The sequence below is a fragment of the Streptacidiphilus fuscans genome (assembly GCF_015690355.1).
In the GTDB taxonomy this organism is placed as follows: domain Bacteria; phylum Actinomycetota; class Actinomycetes; order Streptomycetales; family Streptomycetaceae; genus Streptacidiphilus; species Streptacidiphilus fuscans.
Genome location: NZ_JADPRT010000001.1, coordinates 250,644 through 271,719, shown reverse-complemented (window position 1 = coordinate 271,719; position 21,076 = coordinate 250,644). Strand labels below are relative to the sequence as shown.

Genomic DNA, 21,076 nt, shown 5'->3' with positions numbered 1-21,076 from the left:
CCTCCTCCTCACGCCTCCTCGGCGACCGCGTCCGGGCCCGCATCCGGGAGCGCCTCCCGGCCGGCGGTCGCCGACCGGCGGTAGCGCAGGTAGAGGCCGAGGCCCACGGCCGTGATCACCGCCGTGAAGACCACCGCGCCCCACTGGTAGTACCAGTGGTCGCTCCCGTAGACAGCGGCGCGCGGCCACGCCAGGTTGACCGTCATCGCCGCGCCATAGAGAACCGCAAACGCGTTCACCGGCGTACCCCAGCGCCCGAGGTTGAAATACGGCCCGTGCTGGGGACGCGGCCACTCGCCGCGCAAGCGGCGCAGCAGCATCGGGCCGGTGACCATCAAATACGGGATGTAGAAGAGGATGATCGCGACCGACGTGAGGATGTAGAAGACGCGCTGGTTCCCGATGTTGACCAGCAGCAGCGCGATGGTCAGCGCCCCCGTCAGCAGCGCGGGGACGACGGGGGTCTTGGAGCGTGGGGAGACCTTGGCGATGGCGTGCCCGAACGGCAGCCGGCCGTCGCGTGCCATGGCGAAGATCAGCCGGATCGCGGCGGTCTGGACGGCCAGGCAGCAGACGGTGATCGCGATCGCCGAGCAGACCAGGAACACGTCGCCGAGTCCGTTGCCGAGCGTGGACTTGATCAGGTACGGCATGCCCAGTGAGCCCAGCGCCTGGGAGTTGATGTCGCCGACGGCCATCATGCCGATCAGCATCAGCAGTCCGCCCGCGAGGAACGCCGCGCTGATCGCGCGGATGATGGCGCGCGGGGCGTGGCGGCGCGGCTCCTTGGTCTCCTCGGCGAGCGCGCCCGCCGTGTCGAAGCCGTAGAAGACGTAGGCGCTCATGAGGGACGCGACCAGGAACGCGCCGAGGTAGCCCCAGGAGTGCCCGGTCCCCGTTCCCGCCGTCTTGAGCACGACCTGCGGGCCACGGTGGATATGGATGGCGAGCATGGCGATCAGCAGGGTGGTGGCGGTCAGCTCCACCGCCACACCGAAGTTGTTGATCTTCGCCATCAGCTTGACGCCGACGAGGTTGACCAGCGTGGTGAAGACCACCAGGCCGAGTGCGAGCAGGATCGCGTTCTTGGCTCCGTTGGGCGTCGCGGTCTGGCCCGCGTCCGAGGAGCTGCCCACGATCTCGAAGGCCAGCGAGACCTGAGGGAGGATCACCTGGTAAGCGACCGCGACGGCCGCGGCCGTGACCACCGCGCCGATCGCCATGATCCAGCCGGACATCCACGAGGTGATCGGGCGGGCGATCTGCTTGGACCACTGGTAGACGCCGCCGGCCAGCGGGAACTGCCCGGCCATCTCGGCGAAGCAGAGGGCGACGGCGAGCTGGCCGACGAAGACCAGCGGCCAGGACCAGATGAACGCGGGCCCGCCCGCGCCGAATCCGAAGCCGAAGAGCTGGAAGACGCCGGTCATGATGGAGATGTAGCTGAACCCGGCGGCGAAGCTGGAGAAGGAGCCGAGGGACCGCTCCAGTTCCTGCCGGTAGCCGAAGCGGGCCAGGTCGCGGGTGTCCTCCCCCGGCTGTCCGGGGGCGGTGGTCTTTCCCGAGGTGCTCATGGGCAGCTCCAGGTGGTCCTGGTGTCCTGGGTTTTCGGAGTGGTCCGGGTGGTTCGGAGTGGTCCGGGTGGTTCGGAGTGGTTCGCGGTGGTCCGGGGGTGCTCCGAGGGGGTGGTCCGGGGTGGTGCCGGGGGCCTTCTCACCACCCTTCGGGGCGAGTTGCGCCATGTGCAACAAATGCCTTCATCCGCAACGTGCCGCCGAGTATGGGAGCGCCGTCGAGGGGGTGTCAAGGGTTCGGTCAGCGGCTCGGACCGGCTCGGGACAGCACGCCACCGGCGGCCGGGCCCGCGTCCGCATCGCCAGGCCCGCCAAGCATCTTGACAGGGCATCAGCCCGGACGGACGCTGTTCCCCATCACGCATCGCAGTGCGCTATCCGCAACTCGTCAGGAACGATCGACCTCCCGAGGGGACGGATCTCTTGACAGCTCAACCGAAGGTCGTGATCGTCGGCGCCGGGATCGTCGGCTGTGCGCTGAGCGACGAACTCACCGCCCGCGGCTGGACCGACGTCACCGTGCTCGACCAGGGCCCCCTCTTCGCCACCGGCGGATCGAGCTCGCACGCCCCCGGGCTGGTCTTCCAGACCAACGCCTCGAAGACGATGACCGAGTTCGCCCGCTACACGGTCGACAAATACGCGTCGCTCTCCCTCGACGGGCGGTGGTGCTTCCGCAAGGTCGGCGGCCTGGAGGTGGCCACCACACCCGAGCGCGTCGCGGAGCTGAAGCGCAAGCTCGGCTACGCCGCCTCGTGGGGCGTGCGGGCCCAACTCGTCGACGCCGACCGGTGCGTCGAATTGCACCCGCTGCTCGGCCGCGACCGGGTCCTGGCCGGTCTGCACACCCCCGACGACGGTCTCGCCAAGGCGCTGCACGCCTGCGAGGCCCAGGCCCGCCGGGCGATCGCGCGCGGCGCGCGGTTCCTCGGCCATCACACCGTGACCGGGATCGAGTCCTCCGGCGGCCGGGTCACCGGCGTGGTCACCGATCAGGGTGTCTTCCCCGCCGACATCGTCGTCTCCTGCGCCGGCTTCTGGGGCCCGAAGGTGGGCCGGATGGCCGGGCTGACCGTGCCACTGGTGCCGATGGCGCACCAGTACGCGCGGACCACTCCCCTACCGGCGCTGGCCGGGCACAACTCCGAAGCGCAGGAAGCCTCCAAGCCGATCCTGCGGCACCAGGACCGCGACCTCTACTTCCGCGAACACGTGGACCGGATCGGCATCGGCTCCTACGCGCACCGCCCGCTGCCCGTCGACCTCGATGCCCTCGATGCCCTTGACGGCCCTGGTGACGGCGGCGACCTCGACCGCCCGGCCGCGTCCGACGCCCCGGTGATGCCCTCGATGCTGGCCTTCACCGAGGAGGACTTCGAGCCCTCATGGAACGACGCCCGCGCGCTGCTGCCCGCGCTCGGGAGTGCCAAGGTCGAGGAGGGCTTCAACGGCGTCTTCTCGTTCACCCCCGACGGCTTTCCGCTGCTCGGCGAGGCGCCGGAACTGCGCGGCTTCTGGGTCGCCGAGGCGGTCTGGGTGACTCACTCGGCGGGCGTGGCCAAGGCGATGGCGGAGTGGCTGGTCGACGGCAAGCCCCGGACCGACCTGCACGAGTGCGACCTCAACCGCTTCGAGCAGGTCCAGCTCGCGCCCGCCTATGTGCACCAGCGCAGTTGCCAGAACTTCGTCGAGGTCTACGACATCGTCCACCCGCTCCAGCCGATGGAGGAGCCGCGCCCGCTCCGGGTCAGCCCCTTCCACGCACGTCAACGGGAGCTGGGCGCGGTGTTCCTGGAGGCCGCGGGCTGGGAACGGCCGCACTGGTACGAGGCCAACGCGGGCCTGCCCGAGGTCGCGGACGTCCCCGGCCGGGGCGCGTGGGCGTCGCGCTACTGGTCGCCGATCGCGGGTGCCGAGGCGCTGGCCACCCGCTCACGCGTCGCGCTCTACGACATGACGGCGCTCAAGCGCCTGGAGGTCACCGGGCCGGGCGCGCTCGCCTTCCTGCAGCGTCTGACGACCAACCAGCTCGACAAGCCGGTCGGCACGGTCACCTACACACTGCTGCTGGACGAGTCCGGCGGCGTACGCAGCGACCTGACGGTGGCGCGACTGGGCGAGCAGCGCTTCCAGGTCGGCGCCAACGGGAACCTCGACCTGGACTGGTTCACCCGCCAGCTGCCGCAGGCCGGGCATCCCGAGGAAGGCTCCGTCCAGGTCCGCGACATCACCGCCGGGACCTGCTGCCTGGGCGTCTGGGGCCCGCTCGCCCGTGACCTGGTCCAGCCGCTGACCGACGCCGACTTCTCGCACCGCGGCTTCGGCTACTTCAAGGCGCGGCAGACCTACCTCGGCAATGTCCCGGTCACCGCGATGCGGCTCTCCTACGTCGGCGAGCTCGGCTGGGAGCTCTACACCACGGCGGACGCCGGACAACAGCTGTGGGACACGCTCTGGCGCGCCGGGGAACCGCTCGGCCTGGTCGCCGCCGGTCGCAGTGCCTTCAACAGCCTGCGCCTGGAAAAGGGTTACCGCTCCTGGGGCACCGACATGACGGCCGAGCACAACCCGTACGAGGCCGGTCTCGGCTTCGCGGTGCGCATGGACAAGGGCGACTTCGTCGGCCGCGCGGCTCTGGCGGGCGTCACCGAGCAGTCGGTGGCGCGGCGGCTGTCCTGTCTGGTCCTGGACGACCCGCAGGCCGTGGTGATGGGCAAGGAGCCGGTCTACGCCGGGGACGCAGACGGCCCGGGCAACGCCGTGATCGGGTACGTCACCAGTGCCGCCTACGGGTACGCGGTCGGCCGGTCCATCGCCTACGCCTGGCTGCCCGCGACGGCCGCGACGCCCGGCACCCGCGTCCAGGTCGAGTACTTCGGCGAGCGGCTGCCCGCCACCGTCGCCGCGGAGCCTCTGTTCGACCCGGAGATGGCCCGCATCCGGCGCTAGCACGTGCCACCCCACCTGCCCTTCTCGTCTCGTCCTTCTCGTCGAAAGGCCACCGACGTGACCGCGACCGACCTGCCGCCGAGTCTGATCAGCACGCTGCCCGGCGCCGCCTACACCGATCCGCAGATCTTCGCGCGGGAGCAGGAGCGGATCTTCGAGTCCATGTGGTTCTGCGCCGTCCGCGCCGCCGAGTTGGACGCGCCGGGGGTGTTCCGGACCGTGCAGGTGGGCCGCGAGAGCGCGCTGGTGACGCGCTCCCGCGACCGGAGCGTCAAGGCGTTCCTCAACATCTGCCGGCACCGCGGCGCGCGGCTCTGCACCACGGAGTCCGGCCAGGTCAAACGGGCGTTCCAGTGCCCGTACCACGCCTGGACCTACGGGCTGGACGGCAAGCTGGTGGCCGCGCCCAACCTGACCGGGATGCCCGACGTCGACCGCACCACCTACGGGCTGCACCCGGTGCACGTCCGGGAGTGGCTCGGCTACGTCTGGGTCTGCCTGGCCGAGAAGCCGCCGTCGTTCGAGGAGGACGTCGTCGGCGCCGCGACCGCGCGGCTGGGCGATCCGGAGGCGATCGGCCACTACCAGCTCGACGAGCTCGCCGTCGGCCGACGCGTCCGCTACGACGTGAAGGCCAACTGGAAGCTGATCGTCGAGAACTTCATGGAGTGCTACCACTGCGCCACCATCCACCCCGAACTGACCGAGATGCTGCCGGAGTTCGCGGGGGGCTACGCGGCCCAGTACTACGTCGGGCACGGCGCGGAGTTCGCCGAGGAGGCGCAGGGGTTCACCGTCGACGGCAGCCCGGGCGTCACCCGGATCCCCGGCGTCTCGGCGGAGCAGGACCGGCGGTACTACGCCATCACGGTCAAGCCGCAGGTCTTCGTCAACCTGGTGCCCGACCACGCCATCGTCCACCGGATGTACCCCCTCGCCGCGGACCGGACCGTCGTGGAGTGCGACTGGCTCTTCCTCTCGGACGTGGTCGAGTCCGGCGCGGACCTGGACCGATCCGTCGAGCTGTTCCACCGCGTCAACGTGCAGGACTTCGACGCGTGCGAGCGTTGCCAGCCCGCCATGGACTCGCGCGCCTATGCTCGGGGCGGAGTGCTGGTCCCCAGCGAGCACCACATCGGGGACTTCCACACCTGGGTTGCCGACAGGCTGCGCGACTGATTCCATGATCGTCAAGGCCGCATCTCCGATCGTCGTTCCACGCGAAAGGTGTCGTTCCATGCCTCAGCAGGTCCGAGCAGTCGTCGCCCCCGGCAAGGGCGAACCCGTGCGAGTGGAGACGATCGTCGTCCCCGATCCCGGACCCGGCGAGGCGGTGGTGCGGATCCAGGCGTGCGGCGTCTGCCACACCGACCTGCACTACCGCGAGGGCGGCATCAACGACGACTTCCCGTTCCTGCTCGGACATGAGGCTGCCGGGATCGTCGAGCAGGTCGGCGAGGGCGTGACCGAGGTCGCGCCGGGGGACTTCGTGATCCTCAACTGGCGTGCGGTGTGCGGCCAGTGCCGGGCCTGTCGGCGCGGACGGCCGTGGTACTGCTTCAACACCCACAACGCGCGCCAGAAGATGACGCTCGCCGAGACCGGCCAGGAGCTCTCCCCCGCGCTGGGCATCGGCGCGTTCGCCGAGAAGACGCTGGTCGCCGCCGGTCAGTGCACCAAGGTCGATCCGGCCGCCTCCCCGGCCGTCGCCGGGCTGCTCGGCTGCGGCGTGATGGCCGGGATCGGCGCGGCCATCAACACCGGCGCGGTCGGCCGCGGCGACTCGGTGGCCGTGATCGGCTGCGGGGGCGTCGGGGACGCGGCAATCGTCGGCTCACGGCTGGCGGGCGCGCGGCGGATCATCGCCGTCGACGTGGACGAGCGGAAGCTGGCCAAGGCGCGCGACGTCGGCGCGACGCACACCGTCAACTCGCGCGAGACGGACCCGGTCGCGGCGATCCAGGAGCTCACCGACGGCTTCGGCGCGGACGTGGTGATCGAGGCGGTCGGCCGCCCGGAGACGTACAAGCAGGCCTTCTACGCCCGCGACCTGGCCGGGACGGTCGTCCTGGTCGGCGTCCCCACGCCCGAGATGCAGCTCGAACTGCCGCTGCTGGACGTCTTCGGGCGCGGTGGCGCGCTCAAGTCCTCCTGGTACGGCGACTGTCTGCCCTCGCGCGACTTCCCGATGCTGATCGACCTCTACCTCCAGGGCCGACTGCCCCTGGACGCGTTCGTGAGCGAGACCATCGCCCTCGACGAGGTCGAGCAGGCCTTCGACCGGATGCGCGACGGCGACGTACTGCGCTCGGTGGTGCTGTTCTGATGGCGCCGTCCGCAGGGCCCGTCCCCGCTGTCCCCGCTGCCCGGGTGGAACTCCTGGTCACCTCGGGGACGTTCACGCTCGACGGCGGCAGCTGGGACGTCGACAACAACGTCTGGCTGGTCGGCGACGACAGCGAGGTGCTCGTCCTGGACCCGGCCCACGACGCGGAGGCCGTCGCGGCGGCCGTCGGCGGGCGGCGGGTGACGGCGATCGTGTGCACGCACGCGCACAACGACCACGTCAACGCCGCTCCCGCGCTCGCGGAGCGCACGGGCGCGCCGATCCTGCTCCACCCGGACGACCTGACGCTGTGGCGGATGACCCACCCCGACCGCGAGCCGGACGGCCCGCTCAAGGACGGTGACGTGCTGCACGTCGCGGGCGTGGACCTGCACGTCCTGCACACGCCGGGTCACAGTCCCGGGGCGGTCTCGCTGCACGCGCCGGCGCTCGACACGGTCTTCACCGGCGACACGCTCTTCGCGGGCGGACCGGGCGCGACCGGCCGGTCCTTCTCCGACTTCCCGACCATCGTCGACTCGATCCGCGAGCGGCTGCTGACCCTGCCGCCGGAGACCACGGTCCGCACCGGCCACGGCGACTCGACCACCGTCGGCACGGAGGCCCCGCACCTGGCCGAGTGGATCGCCCGCGGCCACTGACTCTTCTGCGACACGCGGGCGGGCCTGGCTGTGGCAGCAGCCGGGCCCGCCCCCGTCGGGAGGGGAACTCGACGGGGGCGGGCCGGGGCGGTGCCGGGAAATGGTCTCGGGTTCAGGCTGCTTCAGGCTGTCAGACCGTTTCAGGCCGTTTCAGGCTGCTGTCACAGGCTGTTCCAGGTGATGGAGAAGGCACCGCCGTTGAGCGAGGAGATGGTGGCCTCGGGGGTGCCCGAGTCGGAGACCATGTTGATGCCGGTCGGGTTGGTGGACGCCAGGTTGCTGCCGTTCACGGTGGAGTTGCTGAAGTTGACGGTCCCGAAGTCGTCCAGCGGCAGGACGCCGCCGGAGTACGGGGCCTCGGCTATAACCTCGGCGGAGGAGCGGGCCAAGCCGCTCTCCTTCTTGGTGACCGTCTTGGTCCAGCCCTCGGTCGAGTCCTTCAGCGTGAGGGTGTAGGCGCCCGAGGCGTACTTGACCGTCTCGGTGATGGTGTCGCCCGGCTGGACGGTGTTGCTGTAGGTCACCGGGTTCGCCGGGTACATCTCGTACCAGGCCGAGTACGAGGCCTGGCCGCCGGAGCAGTCGGCCTCGGTGCCGGTCTGCTCGACGGAGCTGGAGCTGTAGCCGTCGAGGCCGACCCAGAAGCTGGAGTAGCCGTCGCCCTGCGAGCAGTCCACGGACGGCTGCACGAAGGTGGTCGAAACGCTGGTGTAGGTCGAGCCGTTGGCCGCGTAGCCGGACCAGTTGTCGCTGGTCGAGGTGGCGTGCTTGACGCCGCCGCCGTGGCTGATGAAGAACGGGACGCTGCCGTGCTGCCCGCTGACGTGGTGCATCGGTGCGTTGACCGTCGCGGCGTGCACGGCGGGTCCGGCGACTGCCGCGCTGGTGGCCGCGGCAGCGGCGGGCGCGAACGCGGTGGCCATGAGGACGAGTGCCGAGCCGGGGGCGAGCAGATGGCGGAGCTGCATCGGATTCCTTTCGGACGGTGTCCACTTCACTGATCGTGCATGTAGCCGAGCGTGCAGGTAACCGAGCGTGCAAGTAGCCGAGCGTGCACGGGAGTTGCGGTTCGAGCGGAACGCCGGCAGGCCCGGAGGGCGTGTCACCCTGCGGTGTGGTGCTGCTGCCGTACCGGAGCGTAGAGGTGTCGCGTACACGATGAAAAGAGGGTCGAGGCAGAAACTTCTGAGATTCCTCTGTCGTCACGCGGCCGCAAAGCAGCTGTTACACATTCGGGATTGCCTCGGCGTGGCGCCCTTGACATGCTTCCCTTTGAAAAACTTCTGAGCTTTCGGGGGGAAAGCTGTGAGCTCCCCCCGGCGTGCGCAACGGGGGATCCGATGAGCAGTCACATACCGGGCAAGGCACAGGAAACCGGCAGATCCCGCCGACTGACCGCAACCGCCATCGCGGCAGCGACGGCTGCGGTGGTCGCGGCGGTCTTCGCCGGACAGGCGATGGCGTCGCCTTCGCCGCACTCCACAACACCGCCGTCGACGGCGCAGCAGGAGAAGGGCATGGTGGCAGGCCGCCCGTTCCAGGACCCCGTCGACGCGGACGCGAGCGCCAAGCCCGGCCTCACCATCACCCTCGACGCCCGGCAGACGCGCTTCGACCTCGCCGGGCGCCGAGTGTGGGGAGAGTCCTACAACGGGCAGTTCGTCGCACCGACGCTACGGGCGCAGCCCGGTTCGGACCTGACGATCCGCCTGGTCAACCACCTCCCGGTGGCCACCAACCTGCACTTCCACGGCCTGCACGTGTCGCCGACCGGCGACTCGGACGATCCTTTCCTCTGCGTCCCGCCGGGCAAGACGCTGGTCTACCACCTGGCGATCCCGCGCAACCACCCACAGGGGACGTTCTGGTACCACAGCCACGCCATGGGCACCACATGCCCGGCGCCGGGCACGATGGTGACCGACGACGGCGACGTCTCTGACGCCTCGTCAGCCACGAACGACATTATGGGTGGTATGGCCAACATGCCCGGCATGCCCGGCATGTCGACCCCCTCTGCGTCCGCCTCCCCCTCCCCCACCGCCTTCATGCCGGGCGACGTCGAGAACCAGATCTTCGCCGGGCTCTCCGGAGCCCTGGTAGTCGGCGACGACCGGTCGCTGCTGCCGCGCGCGCTGCGTCACATCACCGCGCACACCATGGTGTTCAAGGACGCCCAGATCGACAGCCACGGCCACATCGTCCAGAACACCGCCACCACGTCCATCAACTCGGACAACCCGACCGTCCGCCTGGTCGACGGGCAACTGCGACCTGTGCTGTCCATCCGCCCCGGCGAGACCCAGCTGTGGCGGCTCACCAACGCCGGGGCGGACATCTTCTACAAGCTCCAACTCGACGGCTACCGCTTCACCGTGATCGGCGAGGACGGCACCCCGGTCGCCCAGGTCACCACCGCGTCGTCCCTGCTCCTGCCCCCGGGCAAGCGCTACGACGTCCTGGTGACCGCCTCCGCGCACCCCGGCCGCGCGTGGCTGCGGACCCTCGCCTACAGCAACGGCCCGCAGGGCGACTCCTATCCGAACGTCCCGCTCCTCCAGCTGAACGTCTCCGGCCGCCCGGCCCACCCCCTGCCGACCGTCTCCGGACGCATCCCGACGTCCGCACCGAGCTTGCAGGACGCGCGGATCGCGCAGCACCGCACGGTCGTCCTCTCCGAGAGCGCGGACGGCAACAGCTTCTACATCGACGGCAAGCAGTTCACCATGGGCGCGAACTCGGTCTTCGCGACCCCGGCGAAGCTGGGCACGGTCGAGGAGTGGACCATCCTCAACACCAGCGGCGAGGTGCACCCGTTCCACCTGCACACCTCGGCGTTCCAGGTGATGTCGATCAACGGCGTCGCCCAGCCCTACACCCACGACCAGGACATCATCCCGGTCCCGTACGCGGTCAACGGCAAGCCGGGCGTCGTGGTCATCCGCGTCGCGTTCACCGATTTCACCGGCCGCTACATGTTCCACTGCCACATAGCGGCGCACGAGGACAACGGGATGATGAGCTACATCAACGTGGTCCCGTGAACCGGTCGATCTCGGCGAGCACGCGGTCCACATGCGGACGCACCTGCGCCTGCAACGTCGCGCTCCAGCTCTCCTCGGAGTATCGGCAGTTGAGATAGAGCTGCCTGGCGTGCTCGAGGACGGGGCGGTGCTCGGGCGGGAGCTGGGCGAGGGCCCAGTCGGCGGCAGCGTCCTTCGGCCTGATCTGGCCGGTGGCGAGCGTGCTCCAGATGCGGGCGAAGGTCAGCAGGACGTTGCGGGTGTCGCCGTCCAGGCTGTCGAGCAGGCCGGGGATGCCCGCAACACTGGCCTGGACAAGGTCGGAGTGCGGGACGGGGTCGAGGACCTTCGCCGGGCGCGGGCCGGTGATCGGGTGATCTCCAGCCAGTGCCATGGTGATCAGCAAGGCCAGATCGGGCATCGCCTCCGGCCTCGGGACCTCCCCGGCCTCGTACTCGGCGCGCAGCCACTCGCCGTACAGGAAGTCGCCGGTCGGAGGGTATCGCCACGGCCGGACCTCCGACTGGACGACCACGGTGAGTTCGACCGGGCGGACCTTGTTCCGGGAGCCGGAGATCCCGAGCAGTCCGCCGAGGAGCGCCCGTCGCTCCCGCTCGTCCATCCGCCGCCGGGAGACAACCAGCACGTCCACGTCGCTGGCCGGCCTGAGGCCACCGAGTACGGATGAACCGTGGAGGTAAGCGCCGATGACGTCTGGGCCCAGCACACCGCCGACCAACCCCACGATCTCCTGAATCTGATCCACCGAGCCAGTGTCTCCTGTCGCCCGGTCCGATCGCACTGCCTTATGGGTGGGCCGGCAGTCCGCTGTTCACGGTGCGCCCGGGGAAGCAAAACCAACATCATCCTTCAACATCTCACACAATCTCGCATCGGTTCTGGTGCAGTGTGGCATGTGTCATTACACTCTCACCGTCAACCATCGTGGTGAGCACAGATGGTGACTGTTCGTCAGCAAGTCCTTGACCGGATTTGAGGATGCGTCAGCGATCCCACCCCCGGTCGACCGGCGTTTGATTGTGTTGCTTTCCCCTACGCAAGGCGCACCACCCTCTGGCCGCCCTCGCGCCCTTCGGAGCCGCTCTCATGCGAACGCGTGTACCGAGAACCACCCGCACCGTGCTGGCCCTGGCCCTGGCCGTGCCGGCCTTCGCCGCCGGTCTCGGCGCCACCGGACTGGCCGCCGCCACCCCGGCCGCGGCACTCGGCAACGGTGCCGCCCTGACCCCGCCGATGGGCTGGAACTCCTGGAACTCCTTCGGCCCGGCCATCAACGAGCAGGAGGTGCAGCAGACCATCGACTACATGTCGTCCAGCGGCCTGGCCGCCGCCGGGTACAACACCGTCACCATCGACGACGGCTGGTCGCTCCTGCACCGCAGCGGCCAGACCACCGACATCGTCAAGGACGCCTACGGCTCCCTCCAGCTCTACGACGCCAACGGAAACCCCGTCAGCGGGACCGACGGGACCGGCAGCGACCCGACCTCCGGTCACCTGATCCCCGACCCGAACAACTTTCCCTCGCAGACCGTCAACGGACAGACCGTCAACGGGATCCAGTACCTGGCCTGGTACGCGCACAGCAAGGGCATGAAGTTCGGCCTGTACGCCACCGACACCTACACCACCTGCCAGGGCCACCCCGGCAGCCTCGGTCACGAGACCACCGACGCGAGCGACTTCGTCTCCTGGGGGGTCGACTTCGTCAAGTATGACGACTGCCCCTACGGCCCGCCCATCACCGGGCCTGACGGGCACGACTACGGAACCCAGGGCGAGGGCAAGGAGCTGACGGAGTCCATCTACGAGCGCGTCCAGACCTTTCAGAGGGCCCTCGACGCCGCGTCCGCGGCGCAGGGACGCCCGAAGGTCACCCTGAGCGTCTCCGCGCAACCCGTCCACACCGGGCTCCCGTACCTGCAGGACCCGAACGACCCTGCGCGCACCGACCCGGTCATCGTCGCGGCAGGAACGCCGCAGTACCAGGCCCCCGGGTACGCACCGACCGGCGTGTGGTGCGGCCAGGTCGCCAACCTCTGCCGGATCGGCGGCGACCGCGACAGCGAGCTGGACGGCGTGCTCTACCAGGGCCAGTTGCAGACCGCGCTGCAGTACCGCGCGGGCGTGCGCCCCGGCAGCTGGAACGACATGGACATGATGTTCGCCGGCTGGCAGGACCCCTACGGCCTGTGGGGCACCACCGACACCTGCCCCTGCCACAAGCCGTTCACCGACACCGAGTCGCAGACGGAGATCTCGATCCTGTCCATGATGGCGGCCCCGTTGATCTCCGGCGCCGACTTCCGCACCGCCGCGGACTCCCAGCACAGCTACGACGGCTACACCTGGTCCACCGGCATCTCCTCCTCCGCGCTCGCGCTCTACGAGAACCGCGACGTCATCGCCGTCGACCAGGACAGCCTTGGCGTGCCCGCCACCCTCGTCGGCAGCCCGCCGAGCTCTGCCACCGCCCCCGTCGTGCTCCAGCGCCAACTCGCCGACGGCGACACCGCCGTGCTGCTGGTCAACCAGGACCCGGACAACACCCAGACGGTCAGCACCAGCCTCGCCGCCCTGGGCCTCACCGGGCCCGGATACTCCTCCAAGGACCTGTGGACCGGCGCAACGGGCGAGTTCACCGCCTCCGGCGGCGGAGTCATCAGCGCCTCCGTGCCCCCGCACGGCGCAGTGCTCTACCGGTTGTCGCCACTGCCGACCACCGTTCCGGCAACGGTCGTCGACGACGGCAGGTACCACTCCCTCGGCTCCGGCACGAGCGGCCTGGTCCTGGAGGCATCCGGGACATGCAGCGCGCCGGTGACCTCCCTGGCGGACATCAACACCTGGTCGCCCACACACACCTCCGAACAGTGGACCTTCACCAGCAACCCCGACGGCACCGTCCGCATCAGCGACAACTGCGACACCTCGACCCAGGTCCATACCGTCCTCGCCGCGGGCACCGGCGGGGGCGACCCCGCCTACCTGCTCAACTACTCCGCAGGCAACGCCTGGCAGGAGTGGCGCGTCGTCCAGAACACCGCCACCGGTGCGCTGACGATCGCCAACGTCGCCACCGGCCTGGCCCTCGACACCGCCGGCACCGGCGCCGGCAGCACCGTCGTCACCAACGCCCCCAACCCGGCGGCAAGCGGCCAGGCTTGGAACCTCGTCTCCTGAACTCGCCCTCATGGCCACGTCGACGGCGGGCTGTAAGCCGTTGGCGGTGCGGACCCTGCTGCCGCAGAGCTACCCGCACCGTCAACGGCTGTCGTGGGGTGATCAGTGATCCAGGTTGGGGAGCACCCGGTCCAGCCACCGCGGCAGCCACCACGCTCGGCGGTCGACCAGTGCCAGGACTGCGGGGACCAGTGTCATCCGCACTAGGAACGCGTCGATTGCCACGCCGACGGCCAGGGAGAACGCGATCGGCTTGATGACGGCGTCGTCAGCGGGGAAGAAGCCCCCAAAGACGGTGAACATGATCAGCGCGGCGGCGGTCACCACCCGCGTGTTGCGGCGGGCACCGTTGACCACGGACTCCTTGGCCCGACCGCTGCGCAGCCACTCCTCCCGGATGCCCGAGACGAGGAACACCTCGTAGTCCATGGCCAGGCCGAACAGTACGCCGATGAGAATGATCGGCAGGAAGCTGACGACCGGTCCGGTGTTGGCCACGCCCAACGCGTCAGCAAGCCAACCCCATTGGAACAGCGCGACCACCATGCCGAGCGAGGCGGCCACCGAGAGCAGGAATCCGCCGGCGGCCTTGAGCGGTACGACCAGCGACCGGAAGACGATCGTCATGAGGATCAGGCTGAGACCGACGACGATCCCCGCGAACGGCAGCAGCGAGGCTCGGAGCCGGTTGGAGACGTCGATGTTGACGGCGGTGGCGCCGGTGACCGAGATGCGGGTGCCGGTGTCGGTGTGGACGGCATCGGCCTTGTCCCGGATGGTGCGCACGAGGTCGGCGGTGCGCTGGTCCTCCGGGCCCCAGGCCGGGACCACCTGAATCACCGTCTGGCCGGGTGCCTCGGTGGGGTGCGGTGGCGCCACGGCCACCACTCCGGGCAGCGCGCGGAGTTCCTTGGCGATGTCCGTCGCGGACTGCCGTGCGGCGGTGCCGGAGGCGTCGGCGTCGGTCAGCACCAGCAGTGGCCCGTTGAACCCGGGGCCGAAGCGGTCACTGATGGTGTCGTACGCGGTGCGCTGGCCGGAGCCCTTGGCGGCGGAGCCGTTGTCCGGCAGGCCGAGCTGCAGGTCGCCCACCGGCAGCGCAACGAGCACCAGGGCACCACCGACTACGACCGCGGTCAGCAGAGGGCGTGCGATGGCCAGCCTGGTCCAGCGGGCACCGAGGGTGTCGCGGTTCCCCACGACGCCGTCATGGGTGCTGCGCTTCGCCGCCCGTGATCCGGGGCGCGGGGCCAGCCGGGTGCCGGCGAAGCCGGCGAGCGCGGGCAGCAGGGTGAGCGCGACCAGGACCGCGATGACCACGGCGCCGGCCGCGCCGAGCCCCATGACGGTGAGGAACGGGATGCCGATCACACTGAGTGCGGCCAGCGCGATGATCACCGTGCCACCGGCGAAGACCACGGCTCCGCCCGCTGTGCGGGTGGCGACCGCGGCGGATTCGTGCGGGTCCATACCGGTGGCGAGTTGGGTGCGGTGCCGGGACAGGATGAAGAGCGCGTAGTCGATGCCGACCGCGAGCCCCAGCATCAGCGCCAGGGTGATCGCGGTCGAGGAGACCGACACCCATGGGGTCAGCGCCATCAGCCCGGCCAGGCCGACGCCCACCCCGAGCAGCGCGGAGAGCAAGGGAACCCCGGCCGCCAGCATCGAACCGAAGGTGAAGAGCAGCACCAGGAGAGCCACGAGCACTCCGACGACCTCACCGGATCCCACCTGCATGCCACCACTGCCGAACGCGGCGCCGCCGACGGCGACCTGCAGTCCGTCGCGCTGCGCGGTCAGGGCGGCAGCACGTGCCGCGTCCAGCGACGACTGCTTCAACTGTGCGCGAGGCATTGCGTACTGCACCTGCGCCACGGCGACGGTGCGGTCCCGGGATACGGTGCCCGCCTGCTGTGGGGTGACCACCGCCGACACCTGCGGGCCGGCGGCGACGGCGGCAAGGCTGCGCCGGATCTCGTCGGCGTAGGGCGGCTTGGTGACGTCCTTGCCGCTCGGGGCGATGTAGACGATCTGCGCGCTGGTGCCGGAGGCACCGGGGAGGGTCTTCGCGAGGGTGTTCAGTGCCTGCTGCGACTGAGCGCCGGGCACGCTGAAGGTGTCGTCGAGCTTGCCGCCTAACCCGACCACGCAGGCCAACAGTCCGGCGAGGACCACCAGCCACACGGCGAGTACCGTTTTGCGGCGGCGGTATGCGGTGTGGCCTATTCGATGGAGAAGCACAGCTACGGGCCCCCAGGCTTCAGGATGTCGTGGAGTGGTCGAGTCCGGCGACGAGCAGGACGACGCCCTGCCGGAGTCGGCGCGTCGGGATCTCGGGGTCGGCCGACTCGATCTGGAGTCCTCGGCCGAGCGCCATGAGGAGCTCCACGAACTCGGCGGCGTCGACGTCCGGGCGCTCGGCGCCGATGGCCGCGATGAGGGCTTCACGCGTTACGGCGTGGTCCCGCGCGGTGAGATCGGCGGAGATTTTGGCGCCGGCGCCCAGCAGTTCCTCGGCATGCGGGCTCTCCCGCCACAGCCTCAGCGTCAGGTTGAGCTTCGTGGCCAGCGCCGCGGCCAGCCGCTCGGCGAGTGGCGCGTCACTCGCAAGCGCGCCCGTGAACCGCTCCAGCGTCTCGGCCACCAACCGCTCGGCGAGCTGCCGAAACGCGTCCTCTTTGTTGCGCACGTGCTGGTAGACGGCCGGTCGGGACATCCCCGCGTGTCGTGCGATGTCGTCCATGGTGGTGCGGCGGACTCCGTGAAGCCGGAAGCACTCGTACGCGGCCGCGAGGATGGCCTCGAGCTTTTCATCGTCTGACATGCTGACAATCATTGCATACTTTGTCAGCTCGTCAGAACGGAGTGCCAGTGCGGGTGTTGAGCCTGACTCCGCCAAGGATCTCGGCGGTCGAGGTCAGGGACCCGGAGTGCCTTGGCAAGAGTCCAAATCTGACGCTCCGCCACAACCGGGCGGGCAAGCACCGCCGCGGTGGCCCGGACACCGCCGCGTCCGGGCCACTGCGTGGGCATGCGTCAGATCAGGTGCGCACCGAGTGGCGCGGACCGGTGCGACTCGAAGACGGGACGGCGGACACCTTTGCGGGGCACCCCGGCTCCACAGGACGCGATGCCCGGTGCGGGAGGCGATTCAAGCCGCTCGGACGCCGTCGATGAGGAAGTCCAGCAGGCGCATCGCCATGTCGCGCTGTTCGGGACCGTCGGCGATCAGGGTGACTCCCCCGAGTGCCATCATCAGGTCGTAGGCGTCCAGGCCGGGGCGGATCGTGCCTTCGGCCACGCCCGCGTCCAGCAAGGTCGCGATCGCATCGCGCAGCAGGAAGCGCGTGTGCATGCGGTCGTCCTCGGACGCCAGGACCTGACGCAGGGCGTCCGCCATCGCGTGCTTGGTCGCCATGAAATCGACGAACTGCCGCATCCAGGCGCGCAATGCCTCCACCGCGTGCAGTTGTCCGAGCAGAACGGGAGAGGACGCGCACAGCCGGGCGACCTCGTTGCGGTACACCGACTCCACCAGCGCCTCGCGGGTCGGAAACCGCCGGTAGAGCGTCCCGATCCCCACCCCCGCCTCCATCGCGATCGCCTTCAACGACGCGCCGGCCCCCTCACGGCCGAAGGCCTCGGCCGCGACCTCCAGCAGCCGCTCCTGGTTCCGGCTCGCGTCCGCGCGCAGGGGCCGCTCGGGCGTGGGCGACATGGCTCCTCCTCCTTCACGTCCACCGGCAACGATTTCAAACGGAGTCGGCTCCGCTTAGCCTGGGAACCGTAGCGGAGTCGGCTCCGCTTAGAGTCTAGGCGAAGGAAGGCACGATCATGGACGTCCTCGTCACGACCCCGTTCGGGGCGCAGTCGACCGCCGCCGAGGTGGCCCGTGGGGCTGATCTGTCGGGGAGGCGGGCGGTGGTGACCGGCGGCGCGTCCGGCATCGGGCTGGAGACCGCGCGGGCGCTGGCGGGCGCGGGAGCCGACGTCACCCTCGCGGTCCGCGACACCGCGGCCGGCGACCGGGCCGCAGCGGACATCACCGCGTCCTCCGGCAATCCACGCGTGGAGGTCGCACCGCTCGACCTCGCCGACCAGGCCTCGGTCGCCGACTTCGTGGCCGGATGGGCGGGCCCGCTCCACATGCTGGTCGCCAACGCCGGCGTCATGGCCCCGCCACTGGGACGGACCGCGCAGGGCTGGGAGCTGCAGTTCGCCACCAACCACCTGGGCCATTTCGCCCTGGCCACTGGGCTGCACGACGCGATGGCCACCGCCGGCGGCGCCCGGGTGGTGGTGGTCAGCTCGGTGGGACACATCAACGGCGACGTCGACTTCGACGACCTCGACTTCACCCGTCGCCCCTACGACCCGTGGCTCGCCTACGCCCAGTCCAAGACGGCGAACATCCTGTTCGCGGTCGAGGCAGCACGCCGCTGGGCAGGCGACAAGATCACCGCCAACGCACTCAACCCGGGACGCATCCCCGGCACCAACCTGAGCCGCCACATCGGCGACGCCTCCGCCGCTCCGACCTCGTTCGACCCCACCAGCACGGACGTGTCCTGGAAGAACGCCGAGCAGGGCGCCGCCACCTCGGTACTGCTGGCCGCGTCCCCGCTCGTCGAAGGCGTCACCGGCCGCTACTTCGAGGACTGCCAGGAGGCCGGCCCGCACCAGAGCGGAATCCGGCGCGGAGTGGCCGCCTACGCACTGGACCCCGACCACGCCAAGCGTTTGTGGGAGGTCTCGGAGAACCTGATCGGCCCACAGCCTCAATGAGCGAGGAGATCGGGGCCCGGTCGTTGCGGACGGTAGCTCCGCAGACGGCGACCGACCTGGAGTGGTCAGGTCCGTCCGGCGCAGGACAGATCTTTGCCGCGGCCGCCTGAGCGGATTCGACCGCCGGGCGCAGCCGAGTGTTCGGGCATGCGGGCAGAGCGGCTCGACGGCGCGCCGCCACCGGGCCGCGGCTCGCTCCCGGGGCTGTCCCGATTTGCGGGACGTGGCCCAGCCGGAGCCGGAGGTCTGCTAACCCCGGCCCCGTCGCTGCCCCTGCGGAGTGCATCCCGGGCAGCTTGGTGGCCCTGGGTGTCTCAGCCCTGGGCTACCCGAACCAACCGGCTTCAGTGCAGCGCGGCCTCCTTCACTTGAGAGGCGCTGCACCCAACCACTTGAGAGGCGCTGCACCCAACGACTTTGGGGCGCAGTCTTCCTGCGGATGAGCGCAGGCACCACGAGGGCAGCCCTGGCCAACCGCGACCTCCCTTGTGCGCGGTGGCACCGCCTTGGTCACGATGCTGTGGCGGCTGGCAGGCGGACTTCGAACAGGGCTCCGGGGGTGGTGCCTGGGTCGGCGGCGGTAACGGTGCCATCGTGGGCGGTCGCGATGTCGCGCACGAGGGACAGGCCCAGGCCCGCGCCGGAGTCCTGGCCGCTTTGCCGGGTGCGGGAGGCCTGGAGGCGGACGAAGCGGTCGAAGACGCGTTCGCGGTCCTCGGGTGGGATGCCGGGTCCGTCGTCGCTCACCTGCAGCAGCACGGTGCCTGGTTGGTCGGGGCGGACGTCGGGGCGGACGGTGACGTCGACGCGGGTGGTGGCGTAGCGGGTGGCGTTGTCGACCAGGTTGCGGATCAGGCGGGTGAGCTGGTCCGGATCGCCGGTCACCACGAGCGGTGCGTCGGCGTGGACCTCGACGGGGACGCGTGCGGCCGCCCCGGCGGCAATGTCGCGGGCGAGCGCGGCGAGGTCGACGGGTTCGCGGCGGGCCTCCAGCGTGTCGGCGTCGGAGCGTGCGAGCAGGAGGAGTTGTTCGACCAGGCGCTGCATGCGGGTGGTTTCGGCGACGGCGCGCTGGGCGAGTTGGGGCCAGGGGGCTTGGTCGGGGTGCGCGAGGCCTACTTCCAGGGAGGTGCGGACGGCTGCGAGGGGGGTGCGCAGTTCGTGGGAGGCGTCGGCGACGAAGCGGCGCTGCCGGGAGGCGGAGGTCTCCAGGCGGTCGAGCATGGTGTTCAACGTGCGGGCGAGGCGCCCGACTTCGTCGTTGCTTTCGGGTTCGGGGACTCGGCGGTGCAGGTCGCTGCCCGTGATCTCGGCGGCTTCGGCGCGCATGCGTTCCACGGGGCGCAGGGTGCGGCCGATCAGCAGCCAGGAGACGCCGACGGCCCCGATCAGTACCAGGGGCAGGACGTAGAGGAGGTGTCCTTGGATGTCGCTGGTGAGGAGGGAGAGCAGTTGGGTGGAGCCGCCGACGTAGATGACGACGGGGCGGGTGCCTTCCACGTAGCGCTGGGCGATAACGCGTTCGTCGACCGGTCCGAGGCTGGGTGAGGGCACGGGGGTGGTGGTGCCCGGGGACAGGGTGTAGCGGGCGCTCTCGCCGGCGACGTTGGAGGTGGAGGCGATGACCTCGCCTTTGGCGTCGACGACTTGGGCCCAGGCGTTGAAGCCGCCGGGCGCGGGTGGAAGCGGTGTCGGCCAGCTGCCGCCGGCCCCCTCTCGGGCGACGCTGTCGGCGTAGGCGCTGAGGGTGGTTTCCACGTTGCTGCGTACGGCTTGGACGACGGTGGCGACCAGGACGGTGACGACGAGCGCGACGGTGACGGTGATCGCGGCGGTGGCCAGGACGGTCAGCCGCAGGCGCAGTGAGGAGCGTTTACGGCTGATCCGGGTCAATGCGGTACCCCACTCCCCTGACGGTGTGGATGATGCGCGGGGCGTTCGGCTGGTCGAGCTTGCGGCGCAGGTGGTGGATGCGGACCTCGACCACCGCGGGGTCGGCCTGGGCGAAGTCGTCCCAGCAGTGTTCGAGCAGCTCGGTCTTGGACACCGCCCGGCCGTCTGCGCGCAGCAGGTACTCCAGCACCGACGCTTCCCCTGCGGTCAGCGCGATGTCGGCGCCGGCGCGGTGGACGCGCCGGGTCGCGGGGTCCATCACCAGGTCGCCGGCCCTCAGTTCGGCGGGGCGCTGCTGGGCGCGGCCGCGCAGCAGGGCGCGCATGTGGGCGAGGAGCACCGGGTACTCGAACGGTTTGGTCAGATAGGCGTCGGCGCCCAGGTCGAGACCTTCGGCCTGGTCGAGGGCGGCATCCATGGCGGTGAGCATCAGGATCGGGGTCCAGTTCCCGGCTTCGCGCAGCCGGGAGGTGATCTGGTAGCCGTCCAGGCCCGGCAGCATGACGTCGAGGAGGATCAGGTCGAAGGTGTGCTCGGTGGCCTGCCACAGGGCTTCGTTGCCGTCTGCGACCAGTTCGACGGTGTAGCCCTCGGCGCGCAGCCCCCAGGTCAGGGACTCGCCGATGGTTTCGTCGTCTTCGACCACAAGGATCCGCATGG

15 protein-coding genes are annotated in these 21,076 nt (G+C 70.2%); 7 read left to right on the top strand and 8 right to left on the bottom strand.

Annotation, left to right across the window (positions count from 1 at the left end):
• Window positions 1-8: 8 nt before the first annotated feature.
• Window positions 9-1,574 carry an APC family permease gene (locus I2501_RS01225; protein ID WP_196191852.1) on the bottom strand — a complete coding sequence of 522 codons (1,566 nt, stop codon included), beginning with the start codon at window positions 1,572-1,574 and terminating at the stop codon, window positions 9-11.
• Between the two features lie 423 nt (window positions 1,575-1,997).
• Between I2501_RS01225 and I2501_RS01220 the strand changes: the two genes are divergently transcribed.
• The 4 genes from I2501_RS01220 to I2501_RS01205 are packed head-to-tail and all read left to right on the top strand — an operon-like array spanning window position 1,998 to window position 7,511.
• Entirely contained in the window at window positions 1,998-4,523 is a 2,526-nt protein-coding gene (locus tag I2501_RS01220) for a GcvT family protein (RefSeq protein ID WP_196191851.1), read from the top strand.
• Between the two features lie 57 nt (window positions 4,524-4,580).
• Window positions 4,581-5,702, top strand: a complete 1,122-nt coding sequence (locus I2501_RS01215) for an aromatic ring-hydroxylating oxygenase subunit alpha (protein ID WP_196191850.1) — start codon at window positions 4,581-4,583, stop codon at window positions 5,700-5,702.
• Window positions 5,703-5,760: 58 nt separating this feature from the next.
• Window positions 5,761-6,849, top strand: a complete 1,089-nt coding sequence (locus I2501_RS01210; RefSeq protein WP_196191849.1) for an S-(hydroxymethyl)mycothiol dehydrogenase — start codon at window positions 5,761-5,763, stop codon at window positions 6,847-6,849.
• A complete protein-coding gene (locus tag I2501_RS01205; protein WP_196191848.1) occupies window positions 6,849-7,511 on the top strand; it encodes an MBL fold metallo-hydrolase in 663 nt (220 codons plus the stop codon). The genes I2501_RS01210 and I2501_RS01205 overlap by 1 nt, the downstream gene beginning before the upstream one ends.
• 161 nt (window positions 7,512-7,672) lie before the next feature.
• Here the strand turns inward: I2501_RS01205 and I2501_RS01200 are convergent, their stop codons facing one another.
• Window positions 7,673-8,479: a G1 family glutamic endopeptidase gene (locus I2501_RS01200; RefSeq protein ID WP_236045722.1), complete on the bottom strand. Its 807-nt coding sequence runs from the start codon at window positions 8,477-8,479 to the stop codon at window positions 7,673-7,675.
• A gap of 372 nt (window positions 8,480-8,851) precedes the next feature.
• On the opposite strand from I2501_RS01200, the gene I2501_RS01195 reads away from it, so the two are divergent.
• Complete coding sequence (locus tag I2501_RS01195; protein ID WP_196191847.1) at window positions 8,852-10,555, top strand: multicopper oxidase family protein; 1,704 nt, start codon at window positions 8,852-8,854, stop codon at window positions 10,553-10,555.
• Here the strand turns inward: I2501_RS01195 and I2501_RS01190 are convergent.
• Complete coding sequence (locus tag I2501_RS01190) at window positions 10,539-11,300, bottom strand: aminoglycoside adenylyltransferase family protein (protein ID WP_196191846.1); 762 nt, start codon at window positions 11,298-11,300, stop codon at window positions 10,539-10,541. The genes I2501_RS01195 and I2501_RS01190 overlap by 17 nt on opposite strands.
• 341 nt (window positions 11,301-11,641) lie before the next feature.
• On the opposite strand from I2501_RS01190, the gene I2501_RS01185 reads away from it, so the two are divergent.
• Window positions 11,642-13,738, top strand: a complete 2,097-nt coding sequence (locus I2501_RS01185; RefSeq protein WP_196191845.1) for an alpha-galactosidase — start codon at window positions 11,642-11,644, stop codon at window positions 13,736-13,738.
• A 102-nt stretch (window positions 13,739-13,840) separates the two neighbouring features.
• Here I2501_RS01185 and I2501_RS01180 read toward each other — a convergent pair whose 3' ends face one another.
• The 3 genes from I2501_RS01180 to I2501_RS01170 all read right to left on the bottom strand — a co-directional run bounded on the left by I2501_RS01180 (window position 13,841) and on the right by I2501_RS01170 (window position 17,456).
• Window positions 13,841-15,922: an MMPL family transporter gene (locus I2501_RS01180; protein ID WP_328806144.1), complete on the bottom strand. Its 2,082-nt coding sequence runs from the start codon at window positions 15,920-15,922 to the stop codon at window positions 13,841-13,843.
• Between the two features lie 76 nt (window positions 15,923-15,998).
• Window positions 15,999-16,562, bottom strand: a complete 564-nt coding sequence (locus I2501_RS01175) for a TetR/AcrR family transcriptional regulator (protein WP_196191843.1) — start codon at window positions 16,560-16,562, stop codon at window positions 15,999-16,001.
• A 327-nt stretch (window positions 16,563-16,889) separates the two neighbouring features.
• A complete protein-coding gene (locus tag I2501_RS01170) occupies window positions 16,890-17,456 on the bottom strand; it encodes a TetR/AcrR family transcriptional regulator (RefSeq protein WP_196191842.1) in 567 nt (188 codons plus the stop codon).
• A gap of 116 nt (window positions 17,457-17,572) precedes the next feature.
• Between I2501_RS01170 and I2501_RS01165 the strand changes: the two genes are divergently transcribed.
• Window positions 17,573-18,523, top strand: coding sequence for an SDR family NAD(P)-dependent oxidoreductase (locus I2501_RS01165; protein ID WP_196191841.1), 951 nt, complete (start codon window positions 17,573-17,575; stop codon window positions 18,521-18,523).
• A gap of 510 nt (window positions 18,524-19,033) precedes the next feature.
• On the opposite strand, the gene I2501_RS01160 is transcribed toward I2501_RS01165, so the two are convergent.
• Together I2501_RS01160 and I2501_RS01155 are read right to left on the bottom strand one after the other, a co-directional pair.
• Entirely contained in the window at window positions 19,034-20,416 is a 1,383-nt protein-coding gene (locus tag I2501_RS01160; protein WP_196191840.1) for a sensor histidine kinase, read from the bottom strand.
• Window positions 20,397-21,074: a response regulator transcription factor gene (locus I2501_RS01155; protein WP_196191839.1), complete on the bottom strand. Its 678-nt coding sequence runs from the start codon at window positions 21,072-21,074 to the stop codon at window positions 20,397-20,399. The genes I2501_RS01160 and I2501_RS01155 overlap by 20 nt, the downstream gene beginning before the upstream one ends.
• Between the last annotated feature and the right edge of the window lie 2 nt (window positions 21,075-21,076).

Bases quoted from the DNA above. Each gene is read 5' to 3' on its own strand.
- I2501_RS01205 (WP_196191848.1), top strand. From the start codon at position 6,849: ATGGCGCCGTCCGCAGGGCCCGTCCCCGCTGTCCCCGCTGCCCGGGTG.
- I2501_RS01155 (WP_196191839.1), bottom strand. From the start codon at position 21,074: ATGCGGATCCTTGTGGTCGAAGACGACGAAACCATCGGCGAGTCCCTG.
- I2501_RS01195 (WP_196191847.1), top strand. From the start codon at position 8,852: ATGAGCAGTCACATACCGGGCAAGGCACAGGAAACCGGCAGATCCCGC.
- I2501_RS01225 (WP_196191852.1), bottom strand. From the start codon at position 1,574: ATGAGCACCTCGGGAAAGACCACCGCCCCCGGACAGCCGGGGGAGGAC.
- I2501_RS01175 (WP_196191843.1), bottom strand. From the start codon at position 16,562: ATGTCAGACGATGAAAAGCTCGAGGCCATCCTCGCGGCCGCGTACGAG.
- I2501_RS01185 (WP_196191845.1), top strand. From the start codon at position 11,642: ATGCGAACGCGTGTACCGAGAACCACCCGCACCGTGCTGGCCCTGGCC.
- I2501_RS01170 (WP_196191842.1), bottom strand. From the start codon at position 17,456: ATGTCGCCCACGCCCGAGCGGCCCCTGCGCGCGGACGCGAGCCGGAAC.
- I2501_RS01165 (WP_196191841.1), top strand. From the start codon at position 17,573: ATGGACGTCCTCGTCACGACCCCGTTCGGGGCGCAGTCGACCGCCGCC.
- I2501_RS01200 (WP_236045722.1), bottom strand. From the start codon at position 8,479: ATGCAGCTCCGCCATCTGCTCGCCCCCGGCTCGGCACTCGTCCTCATG.
- I2501_RS01210 (WP_196191849.1), top strand. From the start codon at position 5,761: ATGCCTCAGCAGGTCCGAGCAGTCGTCGCCCCCGGCAAGGGCGAACCC.